The following is a 20,188-nucleotide window of genomic DNA, read 5'->3' as shown; positions in this document are numbered from 1 at the left end:
AATCAGAATAAGAACAGGAGAATACAGTGGCTGCGTGGGTAGTTGCCTTACTGGCGTTGTTGTATGTAGGTGGTTTGTTCCTTATCGCTAACTGGGGCGAACGCCATGCTGATGACAAACTAATACGAAAGTATGGGGGGCTGATTTATAGCCTGGCGTTAGCCGTGTATTGTACTTCCTGGACATATTATGGTGCTGTAGGTACTGCTGTTACCCAGGGGTGGGATTATATTCCGATATATCTTGGGCCCATCTTGTTGTTTATATTTGCCCAGCCATTTTTGTTTAAACTGCTGTATGTGGCAAAAAAGCAGAATGTGACCTCCGTTGCCGATTTTATTTCTGCCCGTTATGGTAAACGTAAAAATATTGCTCTGCTGGCATCGTTAATCTGCCTGGTGGTGGTAGTGCCTTATATCGCATTACAATTAAAAGCGGTGGCAAGTTCTTATCATGTGCTGCTTGGCGGTGATTTTAGTGACGAAGCCGTGAACTGGTGGCAGGACAGTGCGTTTTTAAGTGCCGTGGCGATGGCATTTTTTGCTATTTTGTTTGGTACCCGTAAGTTACACCTGACCGAACAAAGCCGTGGCGTGATGGTGGCTATTGCTTTTGAGTCAGTCGTAAAGTTATTTGCTTTGCTGATGCTGGGGCTGGCGGTGTATGTGTTTGTGCTGGCAGACGATACCAGTGTGTTTGAGCGCTTTGCCGAACATGCCATGACCCAGCAGCAAAACAGCAATGGCCATGGTGTGGTAGAGTTTATAACCAAAACCATTTTGGCTATGGCCGCAGTGTTTTTACTCCCACGGCAGTTTCATGTCGCCTTTGTTGAAAACGTCTCGCATCACTATTTACGCCATGCCCGGCGCTGGTTTTCGTTATACTTATTCTTAGTCACCATTGTTGTTATTCCTATTGCTATCGGCGGTATGCAGCTGTTTCCAACTGCGCTTAACTCGGCGGATAGCTTCGTATTGCTTATTCCGGCCCAATCTGGCTGGAGCACGCTAAGTGTGCTGGTATTTATCGGTGGTTTTTCTGCCGCAACATCAATGATTATTATCGCTACGCTGGCACTGTCGACAATGATCAGCAACGATGTAATTATGCCCGGTTTATTGCGCAGCAGTAAAAAACAGGGCTTGCCGCATGATTACAGCCTGTTAATTCTGCTGGTCCGGCGCAGTATGATCATTCTGGTGATGGCGCTGTCTTATTTGTATTACCGTGTATTTGCCCGTAATTATGAGCTCGCTGAAACCGGTTTGCTGGCGTTTGCACTGGTGATCCAGCTGGCACCTGCAGTGATAGGTGGCTTGTACTGGCGCCGTGGTAACGCCTGGGGTGTATATCTGGGCCTGGCGGTAGGGTTTTCATTATGGTTTTTCACCTTGATGTTGCCGCAGCTAGTCAGTACCGGAGCGATAGACAGCAACATTATGCAAACCGGCTTATTTGGCTGGCCCTGGCTGGTGCCGACAGCGCTATTTGGCACACAACTGGATAGTTTAAGCCATGGTGTACTGTTTTCGTTGGGCTTTAACCTGCTGTTTTATATTTTGGGCTCGTTATTAATGCAGGTTAACCTGCAAGACAGGCTACAGGCTGTTGCCTTTGTTAAGCCTAATTTGCCGGTAAATCATCAGGATACACCTGCACGGCGCATCCGCATTCGTAATAAAGATTTAAAAATTCTGCTGGAGCGTTTTGTTGGTGCCAGCCGGGCTAACGAATGTTTGCTCGAATACGGCCGCCGCCAGCATACGGCGTTGCAACTGGACGATTTACCCAGTGTCGGCCTGGTAGAGCACGTCGAGCGCGAATTGGCGGGCGTGATTGGTGCCTCTTCTGCATCGGCAATGGTTAATGCCGTACTTGAAGGCCGTCAGCTAGGCTTTGAAGATGTGGTTACCTTATTTGATGATACAACACAGGCAATCCAGTTCTCGCGCAAAATTCTGTTTTCTACATTAGAGCATTTAAGTCAGGGTGTTAGCGTAGTAGACAGAGAACTAAAACTGGTTGCCTGGAACCGCGCTTATCTGGATATGTTTGATTACCCTGAAGCCATGGTTCGGGTAGGCCGGCCAATAGCCGACATTGTGCGCTTTAATGCCGAGCGTGGCCTGTGCGGGCCGGGTTCTGCCGATGAACATGTAGAAAAACGTATCGGCCATATGCAAAACGGTACGGCACATGTATTTCAGCGGGTACGCCCGGACGGCAAGGTAATAGAAATGCGCGGCAACCCGATACCGGGTGGTGGCTTTGTTACCAGTTTTACCGATATTTCAGACCATGTTAAAGCAGTGCAGGGGCTGGCTGAAGCTAAACAGCACCTGGAGGACAGGGTACATGAACGCACACAGACCATTTCTGAAATTAACCATGAATTGCTGGGCGAAGTGCGGCGGCGGCGGGAAACAGAGCTGCAGCTGTTGCAGGCGAAAGCTGAAGCTGAAGCCGCTAATGCCTCTAAAACCCGCTTTCTGGCATTGGCCAGCCACGATATATTGCAGCCGCTGAATGCGGCAAGGCTGTTTACCGCGGCGCTGGCTGGCAGCAAAGATACCGGCCAGCAGCAACATATTATCGGCCAGTTGGACAACTCACTAAAAGCATCTGAAGAGCTGATCTCCACCTTGCTGGAAATAGCTAAACTGGATGATGGTAAGCTGTCTCCAGACGTACAAACAGTATCGTTAAAAGAGCTGCTGTCGCAGTTGTCAGATGAATTTAGTTTACTGGCGCGGCAAAAAGGCCTGCAACTGGCAGTAAAAGCAGCCGATTATCAGGTGCAAACTGATCCGACGTACTTAAGGCGTATTTTGCAGAATATGCTGTCAAATGCGATAAAATACACAAAAAAAGGCCGTATTGTGCTTGGCTGCAGAAAGCGGAAACATCAGCTGCTGATCCAGGTATGGGACACCGGCCCCGGTATTGGAGAGGCCGATTTACAGCATATTTTTGAAGATTTCTACCGTATTGATGCAACGGCTAAAGGTGAGCAGGGGGTTGGCTTGGGGCTTGGTGTGGTTAACCGTATGGCAAAATTACTTGGCCATGCGCTGGCAGTGGCTTCCTGGCCTGGTAAAGGCAGTGTATTCAGTATTAGTTTACCCTTGGTACAAGTGGAACACCGGGTAGAACTGCCATTACCGGTGGTTACAATGCAGCGGCCGGTGCTGGGCTTATCTGTGGTATGTGTTGATGATGATGCCGCAAACCTGGCAGCGTTAAAAGTGTTGCTGGAGCAATGGCAGATACTTGATGTGCAGTGTTTTTATGACGAGCAGAGTTTGCTTGACTATGCACAGCAGCACAGTGCACCTGATGCGTTATTAATAGATTATCAGCTTGGGCAAAATTTAGATGGCTTGCAGCTGTATGACAAAATTAAACCGGTATGGGGGCAGGTGAACGGTATTTTAGTGTCAGCGTCGCCGGAAACCGGCCTGGCGCTTAAAGCCAGGCAGCACGGGTTGATGTTTCTGGCTAAACCCATTAAGCCTGCGGCACTACGTGCCAGCCTTAATCATCTCAGAATGCTAAAGCGTGCTCAGGAACAAAATAACTCTGTGTCTTAATGGGTTTTAATTTAGTTGTTATTGCTGTTGCGCCATGGCTCTGTCAACCGGAGGCTCCAGCGTCAGGCGCTGGGCCTGAATAACCACCTGAGTGCGGTTAGTCACGCCAAGCTTACGAAAAATAGCAGTAATATGCGCTTTTACCGTAGCTTCTGAAATATGTAAATCGTACGCGATTTGCTTATTAAGCCAGCCTTCGGTCAGATAATACAATACCTTGTATTGCTGCTGGGTTAGCTGAGCTACACGTGCCGCCAGATCCAGATCGTCTTCTGCTTCAAGGCTATGGATATCCAGCACCTGGTTTTTCAGCCGCAATGGCACCCATAATTCTCCGGCCATTACCGCGTTCAGAGCTGCGCTAATATCCAGTGGGTTAGCAGACTTAGGCACATAAGCAGAAGCACCAAACGCGATAACGCGGCGAATAACGTCCAGATCTTCACTGGCCGAGATAACCACTATTGGCAGGGCAGGATAGTTTTTGCGTAACTGTATCAGCCCCAGAAAACCGCAGTTTCCCGGCATGTGCAAATCCAGCAACAGCAGATCAGTATCAGGGTGTTGTTCCAGTGCCACGCAGGTGCTGTCAAAACTATCGGTTTCAATTGTAGCTTTAGTGGCAAAGGTGCTGCTGATGGCGTTTATCAGCGCATTACGAAACAACGGGTGGTCGTCTGCGACGATCAGTTTTGCCATCTTGTCCTCCAGCGAAGGGAATTATAATTATTATGTCATTTATATAAAAAAGGCCGCGAATGCGGCCTTTATACTGAGGTTAGCAGCGCGCTGTGTCAAGCGCGTACTGACCGGATAGCTTATTTACGGTTTAACCGGTTGTTAACAAGCGTTTCAACAACAGACGGGTCAGCCAGAGTAGAAATATCGCCTAACTGGTCATGCTCATTGGCGGCAATTTTACGCAGAATACGTCGCATAATTTTACCTGAACGCGTTTTGGGTAAGCCTGTTGGCGCCCACTGAATTAAATCTGGTGTGGCAATAGGGGATATTTCTTCCCGTACCCAGTCACGCAACGCTTTGGTTAGGTCGCTGCTTGGTTCAATACCCACCCGTGGTGTAACATAAACATAAATACCCTGGCCTTTAATATCATGCGGATAACCCACCACCGCTGCTTCTGCTACTGCATCATGCGCCACCAGGCAGCTTTCAATTTCTGCCGTGCCTAAACGGTGGCCGGAAATATTCAGTACGTCATCCACTCGGCCGGTTAACCAGTAATAACCATCGGCATCACGTTTGGCACCATCGCCGGTAAAATATAAGCCCGGGTAAGTGCTGAAATAAGTTTGCTCAAAGCGCTCGTGATCGCCGTATACCGTGCGCATTTGCCCCGGCCAGCTGTCTTTAATAACCAGATTGCCTTCACATTCGCCGTTTAATTCGTTGCCTTCGTTATCAACAATTGCCGGTTTAACACCAAAAAATGGCCTGGTGGCAGAGCCGGGTTTAAGTTCAGTACAACCTGGTAGTGGCGTAATCAGGATGCCGCCGGTTTCGGTTTGCCACCAGGTATCCACAATAGGGCAGTTACCGTTACCGAATTTTTCGTGATACCAGTTCCAGGCTTCCGGGTTAATAGGTTCACCCACGCTGCCCAGTGTTTGCAAAGAACTCAGGCTGGCGCCTTCAACCGGCGCATTGCCGTGAGCCATTAATGCACGAATAGCAGTAGGGGCGGTATAAAGGATATTCACTTTATACTTATCGACAATTTGCGCCATGCGTTTAACGCTGGGGTAGTTTGGTACGCCTTCAAACAACACACTGGTGGCCCCGTTGGCCAGCGGGCCGTAAACAATATAGGTATGTCCGGTTACCCAGCCTATATCTGCAGCACACCAGTAGATATCGCCGTCATGATAGTCAAATACATATTGGTGCGTCATCGACGCCCACACCATATAACCACCAGTAGTGTGCAATACGCCTTTAGGTTTACCGGTAGAGCCTGAGGTATATAAAATAAACAGTGGATCTTCAGCATTCATTGGTTCTGCAGGGCAGTCGGCACTTTGCTTGCTCAGTAAATCATGATACCAAACATCACGGCCGTCTTGCCCGGCTTGCATATCAACATTTTTACCCACATGTTTAACTACCAGCACATGCTTAACCGGTGAATTTGCACCTAAATGAGCCAGCGCCATATCGGTGTTATCTTTTAAGTTAGTAACCCGGCTGCCGCGCAGTGCCTGATCAGCAGTAATAACCAACTTAGAGTCACAGTCGATAATACGGCTGCCCAGCGCATCTGGCGAGAAACCAGCAAACACTACAGAATGCACCGCGCCAATACGGGCGCAGGCAAGCAGTGCCACTGTGGCTTCCGGGATCATCGGCAGGTATATTGTTACCCGATCACCTTTTTTAACGCCCAGCTCTTTCATACCATTAGCCAGTTTACAAACTTGCTGATGTAACTGTGCATAGGTAACGGATTTTTGTACGTCTGGTGAGTCGCCTTCCCAATAATAAGCAACCTGATTAGCGCGCTCAGGTAAATGCCGGTCCAGACAGTTGTAACTGGCATTAAGGACACCATCGCTAAACCAGTTAATATTCACTTTGCCGCTGTCAAAACTGGTGTTCTTAACTTTGGTAAATGGGGTAAACCAGTGCAGACGTTTACCGTGCTCCGCCCAGAATGTATCCGCAGAGCTAACAGACTGCTGATACATCTGCATATATTGCTCATTGGTTAAAAGTGAGCGCTTTGCTGCGCTGGCGGGTACCGGATAAACTGTTGGATGTGACATAAATTCCCCTGTGAGAGCTTCTTAAATTTACTGTTATCTTTCTATCGAAGCCGCGCCGTATTTGGAATTAGACCTTAGTCTAGCCAATATTTTTCCGTGCAGCTAACGTGATAAACAGCACTTATTATAGTGCTTACTATAGCGTTTATCTGCGACTAAAGGCTAATTGCAGTAAGCGTCAGTCTGAACCACAGTTGAACCGAAAAATTATCATTACAAGAACGAAGATGGAGAGACGGCAAATGAAAAAAATAACAACAGTATCTTACCTTGCTGCTTGTGTTGCACTTGGCGCTGGCAGTGTACAGGCTGCTGGTTTTGATATCGGCGGTACCAACGTTACTTTTGGTGGTTACGTTAAGCTTGATGCGATGGTAAGTGATGCAGACGGTGAAATTGCAGCACTTGGGCGGGAATTTTATGTGCCTTCATTAACTCCGATTGGAGGAGACAGCACTACACGTTTTGATATGCACGCCCGTCAATCGCGCTTCTTCTTCGCAACAGCAACAGAGTTGGAAGATGGCAGCAAAATTACCGGTATGCTTGAGTTTGATTTTATGACCAGCAATAACGGCAATGACGAGCGCACCACTAATGGTTACAGCCCGGTTATGCGCCATGCTTTTATTAAGTATAAAAACTGGACCTTAGGCCAAACCTGGTCAAACTTTATGGATCTGGCGTCACTGCCTGATACATTAGATTTTGTTGGTAACCCTGATGCGGCTATCTTTATCCGCCAGGCGCAGGTGCGGTATACCCATGGCAACTTTGCTTTTGCCATTGAAAACCCGGAAAGCACTATTACACCGTTCGGCGGTGGTGCCCGTATTACCACTGATGCAAATGCGACTCCGGATTTTACTGCCAGTTACAACCTGAAAACAAACTGGGGTGTAGTTAAAGTGGCCGGTTTACTACGCCAGATTGCTATTGATGGTACCCACAATGGCGTGCGCTATGACGACGAAGTGATGTCTTATGGCCTGTCAGTAAGCACAAAAATTGATTTAGCCAATAAAGATGACATTCGTATTACGTTAAACACCGGTAAAGGTCTTGGCCGTTATGTTGGTTTAAATACGGTAAATGGTGCGGTGCTGGATGCCAATGGCAATCTGGAAACTATCGATGTAACAGCATTCTCAGTAGCATATCGTCACCTGTGGAATGATCAATGGCGTTCTACCTTCCTGTATTCAACGTTGATGGCCGATAACGATACAGCGTTAACCGGCGCTGGCGTAACTAAAACCACTCAGAGCTATAGTGCTAACCTGTTGTATCAGGCTACTAAAAAGCTGATGGTAGGTGTTGAGTATAAGTTTGCCAACCGTGAGGTAGAATCAGGCCTGGATGGCGATATGAACCGTATTCAGTTCAGTGCCAAATATGATTTCTAACTGATTGATAACAAATAAAAAAGCCAGACATTGTCTGGCTTTTTTTGTGTCTGACATTTATAGGTCAGCTGATAAGATTACTCATCAGTTTTAGGCTTAGTCATTGGCGCACTAACCGCCTGACGGGCAAACGCTGAACCGGCAGGGCGCTCAGAGCTGGCTACAACAGGCCGTTCTTGAGCTGGCATTACAGCAGGAGCAGCTATTTCAGCATTGCTATCCTGTGCAGTGATTTCCGGCTTCGTCATGGTAGCAACCACCATCTGCGCATAGCGCCCACCTGTTGGTTTCGAAGCTGCAGGCTTAGCGGCCTCGGCCTTTACAGCTGCAGCTTTAGGTGCTGCCACTGTCGGTGCGGCTTCAGCTTTAACAACCTCAGCTTCAACTGCTTTTGTTTTAGGGGCAGCAGGCTCTGGCGTTTCAGCTTTTTCTGCTGTAACACTAACCGCTGCTTTCTCAGTGGTTGGTGCAACGTCGCTTACGCTGGTTGTATCAGTAGCTTCTTTATCCACTTTTTTTGCTGCAGGTTTGCGGCGGCTGCGGGTTTTCGGTTTTTCTGCTGCAGGCTCGGCTTGCTCACTGTTGTCAGCATTAGTATCAGTATCAACTATTGCTACTGTATCTGCCTGGGCTGTCTCTGGTTGTTCAACCTGTACCTGCGCTGCTTTTGGCTCTTCAGTTACAGCAACAGTCTCTGTGGCTATAGTGTCCGTTTCTACGGCTATAACCTCAGCTTCTACTGTGTCGGCATCTGCATCGGTCTGTTCCTGCTCTTTTTTACGCTTTTGGCCTGCGGCCCGTAAATGGCGTGGTGAACGGCGGTTACGGCTACGTGGCTCTGCAGTTTCCTGTTCGGTTGCCTCAGTTACAGTGTTTTCAGTTGTGTCAGCTGCCGCCTCTGCTACTTCAGCAGGCGCAGTGGTTGCAACGTCATCTTTGGGCTCAGCTACCGGCTGCGCTACAACTGCCGCTTCAGTATCTTCAGCTTTAACCACAGGCGCGGTGGTGGTAACAGGTTCAGCATTTATCACTTGAACCGGTGTTGCCGGCAACGCCTGAGCGCTGGTTTCGTCAGCCACTGTGGCAGCCGTTACCAGTTGAGCCGTTTCTGCTGCAGGTGCTTTATCCATGCGCACAGATCTGCGTGTATTGCGGCGCTGACGGCGTTCAACCAGACGTTGCGGCGCATTGTCATCTTCAGTCTCTTTATTCACAACAGGCGCTTTATCAACAGGTTTTCTGGCTTCCTGCTGTGGGCGTGGTGTGCGTGCTTCTTGTGATGGACGTTGCTGACGTTCAGGCTTTTGAGTCGCCTCATCTTTTAGCGGTGATGCTACTGCTTTATCGTCACCTTCATTACGGCGGCGTGGTTTATTGCGGCGGCGGTTGTTGTCGCGGTTGTTTTCACGATTGTTTTCACGGCTGGCATCACGGCCATTTTCACGGTTACCAGCACGCTGATTATTGCGCTCATTTGATTTGGTTGCCGGTTTCGCATCGGCTTTGGTTTCTGCCGGTGCAAACAATTTACCAAACCAGCTACTGATTGCCTGTAACAGGCCTGTGCTTTGTTGTGGAGTTTTGTCAGCAACTGGCGCTGTCACCGGACGTGCTGCAGTACTGTCGGCAATGTTAATAGCCGAAATAGCAGGCTTTTCTTTAACGGCATCAGAAGCCGGGTGATACAGTGTTGAGGTAGCCTCTGGCACTTTCACCATGTTGTAGCTGGCATCGTCGATTTCTTCATCAATACGGATGCGGATAACTTCATGGTTTGGCGTTTCCATGTGCTCGTTAGGAATAACAAACACGCGGATACCATGACGTTTTTCGATACGGCGTATCGCATCGCGCTTTTCATTCATCAGATAGGTAGCAACCGATACTGGCACCTGAGCATGAATTTGACTGGTATTATCTTTAATTGACTCTTCTTCAATTAAACGCAGGATAGACAGCGCAGATGACTCAGTGCTACGAATAGTACCGCGGCCATGACAACGTGGGCACACATGGGTAGCCGATTCACCCAGTGACGGGCGCAGGCGCTGGCGTGACATTTCCAGCAAACCAAAGCGGGAAATACGGCCAATTTGCACGCGGGCACGGTCATGTTTTACCGCGTCTTTTAAGCGGTTTTCCACTTCGCGCTGGTGGCGTACCGGCGTCATGTCGATAAAGTCGATTACGATTAAACCGCCTAAGTCACGTAAACGTAACTGACGGGCAATTTCATCGGCAGCTTCCAAGTTGGTATTGAACGCCGTTTCTTCAATATCTCCACCTTTAGTCGCTTTAGATGAGTTGATATCAATCGCGGTTAAGGCTTCAGTGCTGTCGATAACGATAGAGCCGCCTGATGGCAGGCGCACTTCGCGGCGAAACGCTGATTCGATCTGGGTTTCAATCTGAAAATGCATAAACAGCGGCACTTCACCCTGGTACAGTTTAACGCGGTGGGCAAAGTCGGGCCGGAATTGCTGAATATAAACTTTGGCTTCTTCGAAAATACGCGGGTTGTCGATCAGGATTTCGCCTACATCGCGGCGCAGATAATCGCGGATAGCGCGAAACACTACGTTACTTTCCTGATGAATTAAAAACGGTGAAGGGCGCTTTTGCGCTTCTTCAGTAATAGCAGACCAGTGCTTTAACAGCGCTTTTAAATCGTAGTCTAACTCTTCAAAGGATTTACCCACGCCAGCAGTGCGGACAATTAACCCCATGCCGTCGGGCATTTGTAACTGACCCAAAGAGTCTTTTAGCTCCTGCCGCTCGTCGCCTTCAATACGGCGTGAAATACCACCAGCACGCGGATTATTCGGCATTAAAACTAAGTAAGAACCGGCAAGGCTGATAAAGGTGGTTAACGCAGCGCCTTTTTGGCCACGCTCTTCTTTATCAATCTGAATAATAACTTCCTGGCCTTCTTTTACCACTTCTTTGATATTGGGGCGGCCATCAAAACTGTAACCAGAAGGGAAGTATTCGCGGGAGATTTCTTTCAGGGGTAAAAAGCCGTGACGATCAGCACCGTAGTCAACAAATGCAGCCTCTAGGCTTGGTTCTACACGGGTGATTTTACCTTTGTAAATATTAGCTTTTTTTTGTTCATGGCCTGGGCTTTCAATATCCAGGTCATACAGTTTCTGGCCATCGACCAGCGCAACGCGGATTTCTTCTTCCTGCGTGGCGTTAATTAACATTCTTTTCATCGTTAGTGACTCGCATTTTGCAGCCACAACGCAGCCCAAAGGGCACCTGCGTGTTCAGACGTTATCAAACACTAATGGGTGCAGTCTCACGACTGGAATGTCTGAAGAAACCAAATTGTCACTGCGTGGGCTTTTGTGATGGCTTCGCAGTTTATGCTGTTTTCGTTTTTGGATCTGAAACACACCGCCTTGCGGCGCTGCGTTATAGCAATATCTTTTATGCTCTGGTTGACCGGAACTCATGTTTTGCCGCTATTGATAACAGATTACGCAACATTATCTCAGGCAAATGGCGTTTGGTTTACGCCGGGGGTATAAAAAACGTTGGTTTTCACCACGATTTCGGTATGATCACTCCCCCAAGCGCTGCCGCACAAATTCTCTTACGTCACTTTGAGCGCCCTAATTGCCAGTTTTTGGCAGAATTAGCGGGGGGATTATCCCACTAATGCGCAGCCGATAGCAACTGAAATCTAATATTAGCAGAGTATTCAAAACCCATGAGCGATGAAATCAAGTTACCTGTGCAATTGATTGAAATAGAACCTGATTTTATTGGTCAGCGCATAGACAATTTTTTATTGGCACGGCTCAAAGGCATACCAAAAAGTGTTATTTATCGGGTTTTGCGAAAAGGAGAGGTGCGAGTCAACAAAAAACGCATCAAACCTGAATATAAACTGCAACAGGATGACGTGGTGCGCATTCCGCCATTAACGGTTGCTGCTGAAGGCGAGCCGGTGTCAGTAAAGCTGTCGATGGTGAAAAACCTTGAGCAGCATATTTTATTTGAAGATAACGATCTGATTGTACTTAATAAACCTTCTGGTATGGCGGTGCATGGTGGCAGCGGTTTGCAATATGGTGTTATTGAAGCTTTGCGGGCACTACGCCCACTGGCTAAACACCTGGAACTGGTACACCGGCTCGATCGCGATACTTCAGGTTGTTTGCTGATTGCTAAAAAGCGCTCTGTGCTAACCCATTTGCACGAACAGCTGCGTAATAAAACCGTAGAGAAAAAATACTGGGCACTGGTGGCCGGTGATTGGGACAATAAAGTGCGTAAAGTTACCGAGCCACTGAAAAAAAATACACTGCAATCCGGTGAGCGGGTAGTGCGGGTAGATGAAGCTGAAGGCAAGCCGTCAGAAACACGGTTTCGTATTCTGCAGCGTTATCAGCAGGGCACTCTGGTGGAAGCTTTTCCGGTAACCGGCCGTACACACCAGATTCGAGTGCACACCGCCTGCAAGGGCCACCCAATCGCTTGTGATGATAAATACGGCGACAACACCTTTACTTCACAGATGCAACAGGTTGGCTTAAACCGCTTGTTTTTGCATGCTAAAACGCTGAGCTTTATCCACCCGATGAGTGAAACAACCATGCGGGTAGAAGCCCCGCTGGATCCCAGCCTGGAACAGGCGCTGGCAAAACTGACGAGAAAATAACGTAATGCAAAATGCTGTAACAGATAAGGTATCTCTGGTGGTGTTCGATTGGGACGGCACCGTAATGGATTCCATCGGCCGTATTGTGTCCTCCATGCAGGCTGCCGCAAGGCATTCAGATTTATTAGTACCCAGTGACTTTGCCGTAAAACAAATTATCGGTTTAAGCCTGGACCCGGCTTTAGATATGTTATTTCCAGGTGTAACGGCTGACAAACGCCAGCAGCTATTTGAACACTACCGCGATCATTACGTGATTCACGATACCACCCCAACGCCGTTATTTGACGGGGTAGAGCAGGTGTTACAACAGTTAAAGGCACAAAATGTGCTGTTAGCTGTTGCTACCGGGAAAGCGCGTAGGGGTTTACAGCGCATGTTTGATGAAACCGGGCTGGCAAAATATTTTGATACCAGCCGCTGTGCTGATGAAGCGCAATCTAAGCCGCACCCGGATATGTTGCAGCAAATTTTGCTGGAATTGGATATAAAAGCTGAGCATGCCATCATGGTAGGTGATACCAGTCATGATATGAAAATGGCTCAGGCGATAGCAATGCCGCGAATTGGTGTAACCCATGGCGTGCATGGCCGTGATGTATTAAGCCAGTTTGCCCCCAAAGCGATTATCGATACGATACCGGAATTACTGCATGTATTGTAAAATCAGATAATGTCAGGTTAGTTCGGCTTGCTCTAAGGCAACCGTTGCAGGCCAGGATGGCCGAATCGAGCCCCCATGGATGGGTTCACGGCGTGTTGCTGTGGGCAAACCGAACTAACCTTTACACTGAACTTGTCAGCTAAGCAGCACATTAACGCCTTCATTTAACAGCATCTGGTTTAGCCTTATCAGCGGCAGCCCAATCAGGCTATTAGGGTCGTCACCGCTGAGTTTACTAAACAAACTAATGCCAAGACCTTCGCTTTTAAAGCTGCCGGCACAGTCCAGAGGCTGCTCTTTATCGATATAGGCGATAATTTCTGCATCGGTCAAAGTGCGAAAGCTAACATTAAACGGTTCAACAATAACCTGTACATTGCCGCTTTGCGCATTAACCAGTGCCAGCCCGGTAAGAAACGTGACGCAGTTGCCGCTAAAGCGGCGCAATTGTGTTAGCGCGTTTTCTGCAGTGAGCGGTTTACCGATAATGTCATTATCAAAAACTGCTACCTGGTCAGAGCCAATCACCAAACCTGAGTTTAAAGCCGTGGCAATGGTCTGAGCTTTGGCAATGGCTAAACGCTGCACCAATTGTTCTGCACTTTCGTTTGCTAGTGGCGTTTCGTCAACGTCCGGTTTAGCGGTATGAAACTGCGCTGCTAACTTGCTTAGCAGTTGGCGGCGGTAGGTTGAGGTAGAAGCCAGATACAGCGCTGGCAAAGTGGGCTCAGTCATTGATAAATAGCCTTTTTATACAGAATGTGCGGCACTACAAACATGTTGTAAGGCGCACTATAAACAGAATGATAAAAATGCGCGAGAAAAACCACAAATATCTGCCAGAACCCTTTGACAGCAAAGGGGCGCTTCTATATGATGCGCGCCTTATGCAAAAAGTAAAAATACCCGTTACTATAGATCCGGTTAAAGCAGCGCAAAAGCGCTCTGATTACGAAGGCTTCGTGCCATTGGTAAATTTAACCCGGTTAACACAAAGCTTGCTTAATTCGCACGGCGATGTAACGGTACGAATTGAATGCGGTACTGACCAACAAGGCCTGACTGTAATACAGGGTAGCGCTTCTTGTGAAGTGAGTGTAACCTGCGAACGTTGTAGCGAAAGCATGACTGTATCGCTGGACTGCAATTTTGCATACACTCCGGTTAAGCCGGGTGATGACGCTGCGTTGGAGTTAATTCCTGAGCGTTACGACGTGATCGAAAAAGACGAGCACGGCGAAATAAATTTACGACAGTTAGTAGAAGATGAGTTGATTCTGGCTTTACCACTGTTCCCGATGCACGACGAAGCGGTTTGCGCCGTTAGTGCGGCAGCGATGAGCTTTGGCGATATAGGCCCGGAACCGGAAAAACCCAATCCTTTTGCTGTACTGGCAGAATTAAAGAAAAAGTGAGTTTAGGAGAAATACCATGGCTGTTCAGCAAAACAAAAAATCACGTGCACGTCGCGATATGCGTCGCTCACACGATGCATTAACTGGCCCAACGCTGTCAGTTGATTCTACTACCGGTGAAACGCATCGTCGTCACCACATTACTGCCGATGGTTACTACAAAGGCCGTAAAGTAAAATAAGTCTGGATGCACCTGGTGCAGCCAATTAAGCTGACACTTGCATTAGACATGATGGGGGGCGATCACGGCCCCCATTCTACTATTCCTGCCGCACTGGCAGCGATTTGTGAGTTTCCGGAGCTAAACCTTATTTTATGTGGCGATGAAGCCATACTCACTGAGCAGCTAAAGTTGCACGGTGTATTTCCTCATCCTCAGCTTCACATTCGTCACAGTACACAAATTGTTTCCATGGCTGACAAGCCTTCAGTTGCGCTGCGTTCAAAACGCGACTCGTCTATGCGGGTGGCGCTTGATTTGGTTGATAAAGGCGAGGTTCAGGCCTGTGTTAGTGCGGGTAATACCGGCGCACTCATTGCTATGGCACATTTTGTCTTAAAGATGTTAAACGGAGTTGACCGTCCGGCACTGATCAGTGCTTTACCAGCAGTGGAAGGCAATCCGGTATATATGCTGGATTTAGGTGCTACCGTAAACTGCGATGCTGATACATTATTCCAGTTTGCTGTAATGGGCGCGGTTATGGCCGAAGAAGTGATCGGCATCAGCCAGCCTAAAGTTGCTTTGCTTAATATGGGTGAAGAAGAAATTAAAGGTTCAGATCAGATAAAGCGGGCATCTATGCTGCTGTCTGACTGTAACGATATTAATTATATCGGCTACATTGAGGGTAATGACATTTTTACCGGTAAAGCAGACGTTATTGTTTGCGATGGTTTTGTCGGTAATGTTGCGCTTAAAACCTGTGAAGGTGTAGCTAAACTCATTTTGCGGCGCTTTGAATCGAGCATTAAAGACAAAGTAACTGCGCAATTATTCGGCTGGCTAATCAAACCGTTTATAAAAAACCTTTATCAGGGCGTGAACCCCGACCACTATAATGGTGCAAGTCTGATAGGATTGCGCGGAATTGTAGTGAAAAGTCATGGAAATGCGACTAAAGATGCATTTCTCAGTGCCATCCGGCAAGCGGTGCGTGAGGTTGAACGCCAGGTGCCCGCAAAAATTAAAGACCGGTTGGAACACGTATTAATTGATAAAGCGTAGGTCCTCATGTATTCACGCATTATAGGTACCGGGAGTTATTTCCCGTCGCAGGTTCGCAGTAACGCTGATCTGGAGTCAATGGTGGAAACCACCGACGAATGGATTATCGAACGCACAGGGATCAGAGAGCGCCGTATCATCGGTGACAACGAAACCGTAGCAACGATGGGCGCGCAGGCGGCATTAAAAGCTATCGAAGCGGCTGATATTGATAAAAACAGTATAGATATGATTATCTGTGCTACCACCAGCGCATCACGCGCTTTGCCCAGCTCAGCCTGCGAAATTCAGCGTGAGCTGGAAATTCCTGCCATTCCTGCCTTTGATATTGCCGCTGCCTGTGCCGGCTTCTGTTATGGCCTGAGCGTAGCAGATCAGTATATTAAAAGCGGTATTGCCAAACGTATTCTGGTAATCGGCTCGGATTGCTTATCCCGTTTAGTATCACCGGAAGACAGAAGCATGGTTATCCTGTTTGGTGATGCAGCCGGTGCGGTAATATTGGAAGCATCAGAGCAGCCGGGTATTTTATCTACCCATATCCATGCCGACGGCAAATATTCAGAATTATTGTATGTCGATAACCCGATCCGTGGCGACGAGCAATCTGTGCATCAGTCATGGGGAGCGATGAAAGGCAACGACGTGTTTAAAGTTGCTGTAACCAAACTCTCTGAAGTAGTAGAACAAACACTGGCGGCAAACAAGCTGGATAAATCGCAAATTGACTGGCTGGTGCCGCATCAGGCTAATCTGCGTATTATTGCTGCAGTGGCACGTAAATTAGATATGTCAATGGACCAGGTAGTTATTAACCTGGACCGTTACGGCAATACCTCTGCTGCTACTGTGCCAACAGCACTGGACGAAGCTATCCGTGATGGCCGTATTCAGCGTGGTCAAACGTTATTACTGGAAGCCTTTGGTGGCGGTTTTGCCTGGGCTTCGGCGCTGGTACGTTACTAATTCAGCGCCTCGTTAATTGACTTATTCGCAGGACTTAAGATGACAACAAAACTTGCAATCGTATTCCCGGGGCAGGGCTCGCAGAGTGTGGGCATGCTGGCTGATTTACATCAGCAGTTTGATGTGGTGAAAGACACCTTTACTGAAGCTTCAAATGCACTGGGCTATGACCTATGGGCACTGGTGGCCAACGGCCCGGAAGCCGATCTGAACGAAACTCAGCGCACCCAACCAGCCCTGTTAACCGCCTCGGTTGCCGTATGGCGCTTATGGCAGCAGCAAGATGGTGCGCAACCGGCTTATTTTGCCGGCCACTCGCTGGGTGAGTACTCGGCACTGGTATGTGCCGGCGTATTGTCGCTGGCCGACGCAGTAAAACTGGTAGAAAAACGCGGTAACTATATGCAACAGGCAGTACCGGCCGGAGTAGGGGCTATGTCAGCTATTATCGGCCTGGACGATGCTGCTATTGCCACTGCATGTGAACAGGCGGCGCAAGGTGAAGTTGTGTCGCCGGTTAATTATAATTCTCCTGGCCAGGTGGTTATTGCCGGCCATAAAGCGGCTGTTGAGCGTGCTGGCGAATTATGTAAAGCCGCAGGTGCCAAACGGGCGTTACCGTTACCGGTAAGCGTGCCGTCGCACTGTGCATTAATGCGCCCGGCAGCAGAAAAATTAGCTGCAGATTTAACGGCACTTAATTTTAATGATGCTGTCATACCGGTGGTGAATAATGTCGACGTTGCTGTTGCAGACAATGCCGCCACGGTGAAAGACGCGCTGGTTCGGCAGTTATACAGCCCTGTGCGCTGGACTGAAACTATCGAATGGTTATCTGGCCAGGGTGTTACCGATGTGCTGGAGCTGGGGGCAGGCAAAGTATTAAGTGGCCTGATTAAACGTATTGACAAGAATTTAGCTGTAGCGTCGGTTGGCGATGTAGCCTCATTACAGGCCGCACTGGCAGCAGAGTAAGGATTGAGCATGACAAGTTTTATTTCACTGGAAGGTAAAGTTGCATTGGTTACCGGCGCCAGCCGTGGTATTGGCCGTGCTATTGCAGAGCAATTAGCGGTATTGGGTGCCAAGGTTGTGGGTACTGCCACCTCAGAAAAAGGTGCGGCAGATATCAGCAGTTATTTAGGTGACAAAGGCTGCGGACTGGTGTTAAATGTGGCCGACACCGCATCAATTGAACAATGTTTAGAGCAAATAAAAAACCAGTTTGGAGATATTGATATTCTGGTTAATAATGCCGGTATTACGCGCGACAACCTGTTAATGCGCATGAAAGATGAAGAGTGGTTTGACATTATACAAACCAACCTGACATCGGTGTACCGCTTAAGTAAAGCTGTTATGCGCACTATGATGAAAAAACGCTTTGGCCGTATTATCAGCATAGGGTCAGTAGTGGGTTCTATGGGGAACGCAGGCCAGACCAATTATGCTGCTGCCAAAGCAGGGGTGCTAGGTTTTACCAAATCACTGGCGCGCGAAGTAGCATCACGCGGTATTACTGTTAATGCTATTGCGCCGGGTTTTATTGATACCGATATGACCAAAGAGCTGTCGGACGAGCAAAAAGACGCTATTTTTGCTCAGGTACCGGCTAATCGTTTAGGCCAGCCGGAAGAAATTGCTGCCACCGTAGCATTTTTGGCATCAAGTCAGGCTGCCTACATTACCGGTGAAACAATTCACGTTAACGGCGGTATGTATATGGTGTAAGCCGAGGTGTGAAAGCAGGTTTGACCAGCGTAAAATGCTGATCGCATCACTTGCAACCCACTAAGCTTACGCATAAACTAGCGCCACACAAAATTGCACGAACTGTTGCGATTTATATGAGAAAAAGGAAGAAAAGATGAGCAACATCGAAGAACGCGTTAAGAAAATCATTATTGAACAACTGGGCGTTAAAGAAGACGAAGTGAAACACGAAGCGTCTTTTGTTGACGATCTGGGCGCCGATTCACTGGACACTGTTGAGCTGGTTATGGCGCTGGAAGAAGAGTTCGATACTGAGATTCCAGACGAAGAAGCTGAGAAAATCACGACTGTTCAGTCTGCTATTGATTATATCAAAGCACACGCTGAGTAAGTTATCAGCTTACAGAACGGGTAGCTAAGCTACCCGTTTTCGTTTTAAGATCGATGAAAATTTCCATGGCGGAGGGTTTTGTGGCAAAACGTCGTGTGGTTGTTACCGGTTTAGGCATGCTTACGCCGCTGGGTAATGATGTTGCCTCAAGCTGGCAAGGCTTACAGCAGGGTAAAAGTGGCATATCGCTGATCGAGCATTTCGATACCAGCGCCTATACCACTAAATTTGCTGGTTTGGTAAAGAACTTTGATGTAGAACCGTTTTTTTCCGCAAAAGATGCGAAAAAAATGGATCTGTTTATTCAGTATGGTGTGGCTGCCGGTATTCAGGCATTTCGTGACTCGGGCATCGAAATTACTGAGCAAAATGCGCCGCGTATTGGGGCTGCAATTGGCTCAGGTATTGGTGGTTTGGGGTTAATTGAAGAAAACCACACTAAACTGCTCAATAGCGGGCCTAAAAGGTTATCACCGTTTTTTGTGCCATCTACCATTATTAATATGATTGCAGGCCAGCTCTCCATTCTGCTTGGCTTGCAGGGGCCAAATATCAGTATTGTGACTGCCTGTACTACAGGGGTACATAACATTGGCCATGCTGCACGGATGATCGTGTACGGGGATGCTGATGTAATGATAGCCGGTGGTGCTGAAAAAGCCTCTACGCCTTTGGGCATGGGTGGCTTTGGTGCAGCACGGGCTTTATCTACCCGTAACGAGGCACCTGAGCAAGCCAGCCGCCCGTGGGATAAAGGCCGCGATGGTTTTGTGCTGGGTGATGGTGCCGGTGTAATGGTGCTGGAAGAATATGAGCATGCTAAAGCGCGTGGCGCTAAAATCTATGCTGAGCTGGTAGGTTTTGGCATGAGCGGTGATGCTTATCATATGACGTCACCACCTGAAAACGGCGCCGGTGCAGCCTTAGCGATGAAAAATGCGCTAAAAGATGCACAGGTAAACTCAGAGCAGGTTGCCTACATTAATGCGCATGGTACCTCAACACCAGCCGGTGATATTGCTGAAACTATGGCGATTAAATCAGTATTTGCCAATAATCTGGATAAATTGATGGTTAGCTCATCCAAGTCGATGATTGGCCATCTGTTGGGTGCTGCAGGCTCGGTAGAATCTATTATTACCGTGCTGTCGTTACAGGATCAACTGGTTACGCCAACTATCAACCTGGACAACCCGGATGAGGGGTGTGATCTGGATTATGTGCCGCATGAAGCGCGCCAGGTATCAATGGAATATGCCTTGTGTAACTCCTTTGGTTTTGGTGGTACTAACGGCTCTATACTGTTTAAACGTGTATAATCTGCTGTTTTAACACACATAATCTGCCGTGTTAATGATGA

The 20,188-nt window shown here is 48.1% G+C and carries 17 protein-coding genes; 13 read left to right on the top strand and 4 right to left on the bottom strand.

Features of this window, described 5'->3' with window-relative positions; all coding sequences use genetic code 11:
- The first annotated feature begins 26 nt into the window (after positions 1-26).
- Complete coding sequence (locus M2404_RS07350; protein WP_259239084.1) at positions 27-3,593, top strand: PAS domain-containing hybrid sensor histidine kinase/response regulator; 3,567 nt, start codon at positions 27-29, stop codon at positions 3,591-3,593.
- Positions 3,594-3,611: 18 nt separating this feature from the next.
- Here the strand turns inward: M2404_RS07350 and M2404_RS07345 are convergent, their stop codons facing one another.
- Together M2404_RS07345 and acs are read right to left on the bottom strand one after the other, a co-directional pair.
- Positions 3,612-4,292 carry a response regulator transcription factor gene (locus M2404_RS07345; protein ID WP_215399108.1) on the bottom strand — a complete coding sequence of 227 codons (681 nt, stop codon included), beginning with the start codon at positions 4,290-4,292 and terminating at the stop codon, positions 3,612-3,614.
- A gap of 119 nt (positions 4,293-4,411) precedes the next feature.
- Complete coding sequence (gene acs / locus M2404_RS07340) at positions 4,412-6,376, bottom strand: acetate--CoA ligase (RefSeq protein ID WP_259239083.1); 1,965 nt, start codon at positions 6,374-6,376, stop codon at positions 4,412-4,414.
- A 242-nt stretch (positions 6,377-6,618) separates the two neighbouring features.
- Between acs and M2404_RS07335 the strand changes: the two genes are divergently transcribed.
- Positions 6,619-7,782, top strand: coding sequence for a DcaP family trimeric outer membrane transporter (locus M2404_RS07335; RefSeq protein ID WP_259239082.1), 1,164 nt, complete (start codon positions 6,619-6,621; stop codon positions 7,780-7,782).
- A 77-nt stretch (positions 7,783-7,859) separates the two neighbouring features.
- On the opposite strand, the gene rne is transcribed toward M2404_RS07335, so the two are convergent.
- Positions 7,860-10,997, bottom strand: a complete 3,138-nt coding sequence (rne, locus tag M2404_RS07330) for a ribonuclease E (RefSeq protein ID WP_259239081.1) — start codon at positions 10,995-10,997, stop codon at positions 7,860-7,862.
- A gap of 50 nt (positions 10,998-11,047) precedes the next feature.
- On the opposite strand from rne, the gene M2404_RS07325 reads away from it, so the two are divergent.
- From M2404_RS07325 to M2404_RS07315, 3 genes are read left to right on the top strand one after another with little or no spacing between them, the layout of a single operon-like run.
- Positions 11,048-11,446: a hypothetical protein gene (locus M2404_RS07325; protein ID WP_259239079.1), complete on the top strand. Its 399-nt coding sequence runs from the start codon at positions 11,048-11,050 to the stop codon at positions 11,444-11,446.
- Between the two features lie 51 nt (positions 11,447-11,497).
- Positions 11,498-12,451: a 23S rRNA pseudouridine(955/2504/2580) synthase RluC gene (rluC, locus tag M2404_RS07320; RefSeq protein ID WP_259239078.1), complete on the top strand. Its 954-nt coding sequence runs from the start codon at positions 11,498-11,500 to the stop codon at positions 12,449-12,451.
- Between the two features lie 4 nt (positions 12,452-12,455).
- Entirely contained in the window at positions 12,456-13,115 is a 660-nt protein-coding gene (locus M2404_RS07315; protein WP_259239077.1) for an HAD-IA family hydrolase, read from the top strand.
- Between the two features lie 135 nt (positions 13,116-13,250).
- Here the strand turns inward: M2404_RS07315 and M2404_RS07310 are convergent, their stop codons facing one another.
- On the bottom strand, positions 13,251-13,850 hold the full coding sequence (locus M2404_RS07310) for a Maf family protein (protein WP_310503073.1): 600 nt from the start codon (positions 13,848-13,850) through the stop codon (positions 13,251-13,253).
- 152 nt (positions 13,851-14,002) lie between these two features.
- Here M2404_RS07310 and yceD point away from each other — a divergent pair, with 152 nt between their 5' ends.
- The 8 genes from yceD to fabF all read left to right on the top strand — a co-directional run bounded on the left by yceD (position 14,003) and on the right by fabF (position 20,147).
- Positions 14,003-14,530 (top strand): 23S rRNA accumulation protein YceD, encoded by a 528-nt coding sequence (gene yceD / locus M2404_RS07305; RefSeq protein ID WP_259239076.1) that lies wholly within the window; start codon positions 14,003-14,005, stop codon positions 14,528-14,530.
- Positions 14,531-14,546: 16 nt separating this feature from the next.
- Positions 14,547-14,711, top strand: coding sequence for a 50S ribosomal protein L32 (gene rpmF, locus M2404_RS07300; RefSeq protein WP_008223049.1), 165 nt, complete (start codon positions 14,547-14,549; stop codon positions 14,709-14,711).
- Positions 14,712-14,717: 6 nt separating this feature from the next.
- Positions 14,718-15,758: a phosphate acyltransferase PlsX gene (gene plsX / locus M2404_RS07295; protein WP_259239075.1), complete on the top strand. Its 1,041-nt coding sequence runs from the start codon at positions 14,718-14,720 to the stop codon at positions 15,756-15,758.
- Between the two features lie 6 nt (positions 15,759-15,764).
- Positions 15,765-16,724, top strand: a complete 960-nt coding sequence (locus tag M2404_RS07290; protein WP_259239074.1) for a beta-ketoacyl-ACP synthase III — start codon at positions 15,765-15,767, stop codon at positions 16,722-16,724.
- A 39-nt stretch (positions 16,725-16,763) separates the two neighbouring features.
- Entirely contained in the window at positions 16,764-17,699 is a 936-nt protein-coding gene (gene fabD, locus M2404_RS07285; RefSeq protein WP_259239073.1) for an ACP S-malonyltransferase, read from the top strand.
- A 9-nt stretch (positions 17,700-17,708) separates the two neighbouring features.
- On the top strand, positions 17,709-18,455 hold the full coding sequence (gene fabG / locus M2404_RS07280) for a 3-oxoacyl-ACP reductase FabG (RefSeq protein WP_259239072.1): 747 nt from the start codon (positions 17,709-17,711) through the stop codon (positions 18,453-18,455).
- Between the two features lie 136 nt (positions 18,456-18,591).
- On the top strand, positions 18,592-18,828 hold the full coding sequence (gene acpP, locus M2404_RS07275) for an acyl carrier protein (protein ID WP_068231583.1): 237 nt from the start codon (positions 18,592-18,594) through the stop codon (positions 18,826-18,828).
- An 80-nt stretch (positions 18,829-18,908) separates the two neighbouring features.
- A complete protein-coding gene (gene fabF / locus M2404_RS07270) occupies positions 18,909-20,147 on the top strand; it encodes a beta-ketoacyl-ACP synthase II (RefSeq protein WP_259239070.1) in 1,239 nt (412 codons plus the stop codon).
- The last annotated feature ends 41 nt before the right edge of the window (positions 20,148-20,188 follow it).

Source organism: Rheinheimera pacifica (assembly GCF_024809855.1).
In the GTDB taxonomy this organism is placed as follows: Bacteria; Pseudomonadota; Gammaproteobacteria; order Enterobacterales; family Alteromonadaceae; genus Alishewanella; species Alishewanella pacifica_A.
Note: the sequence above shows the minus strand (reverse complement) of the source record. Positions and strands in the feature narration are given on the sequence as shown.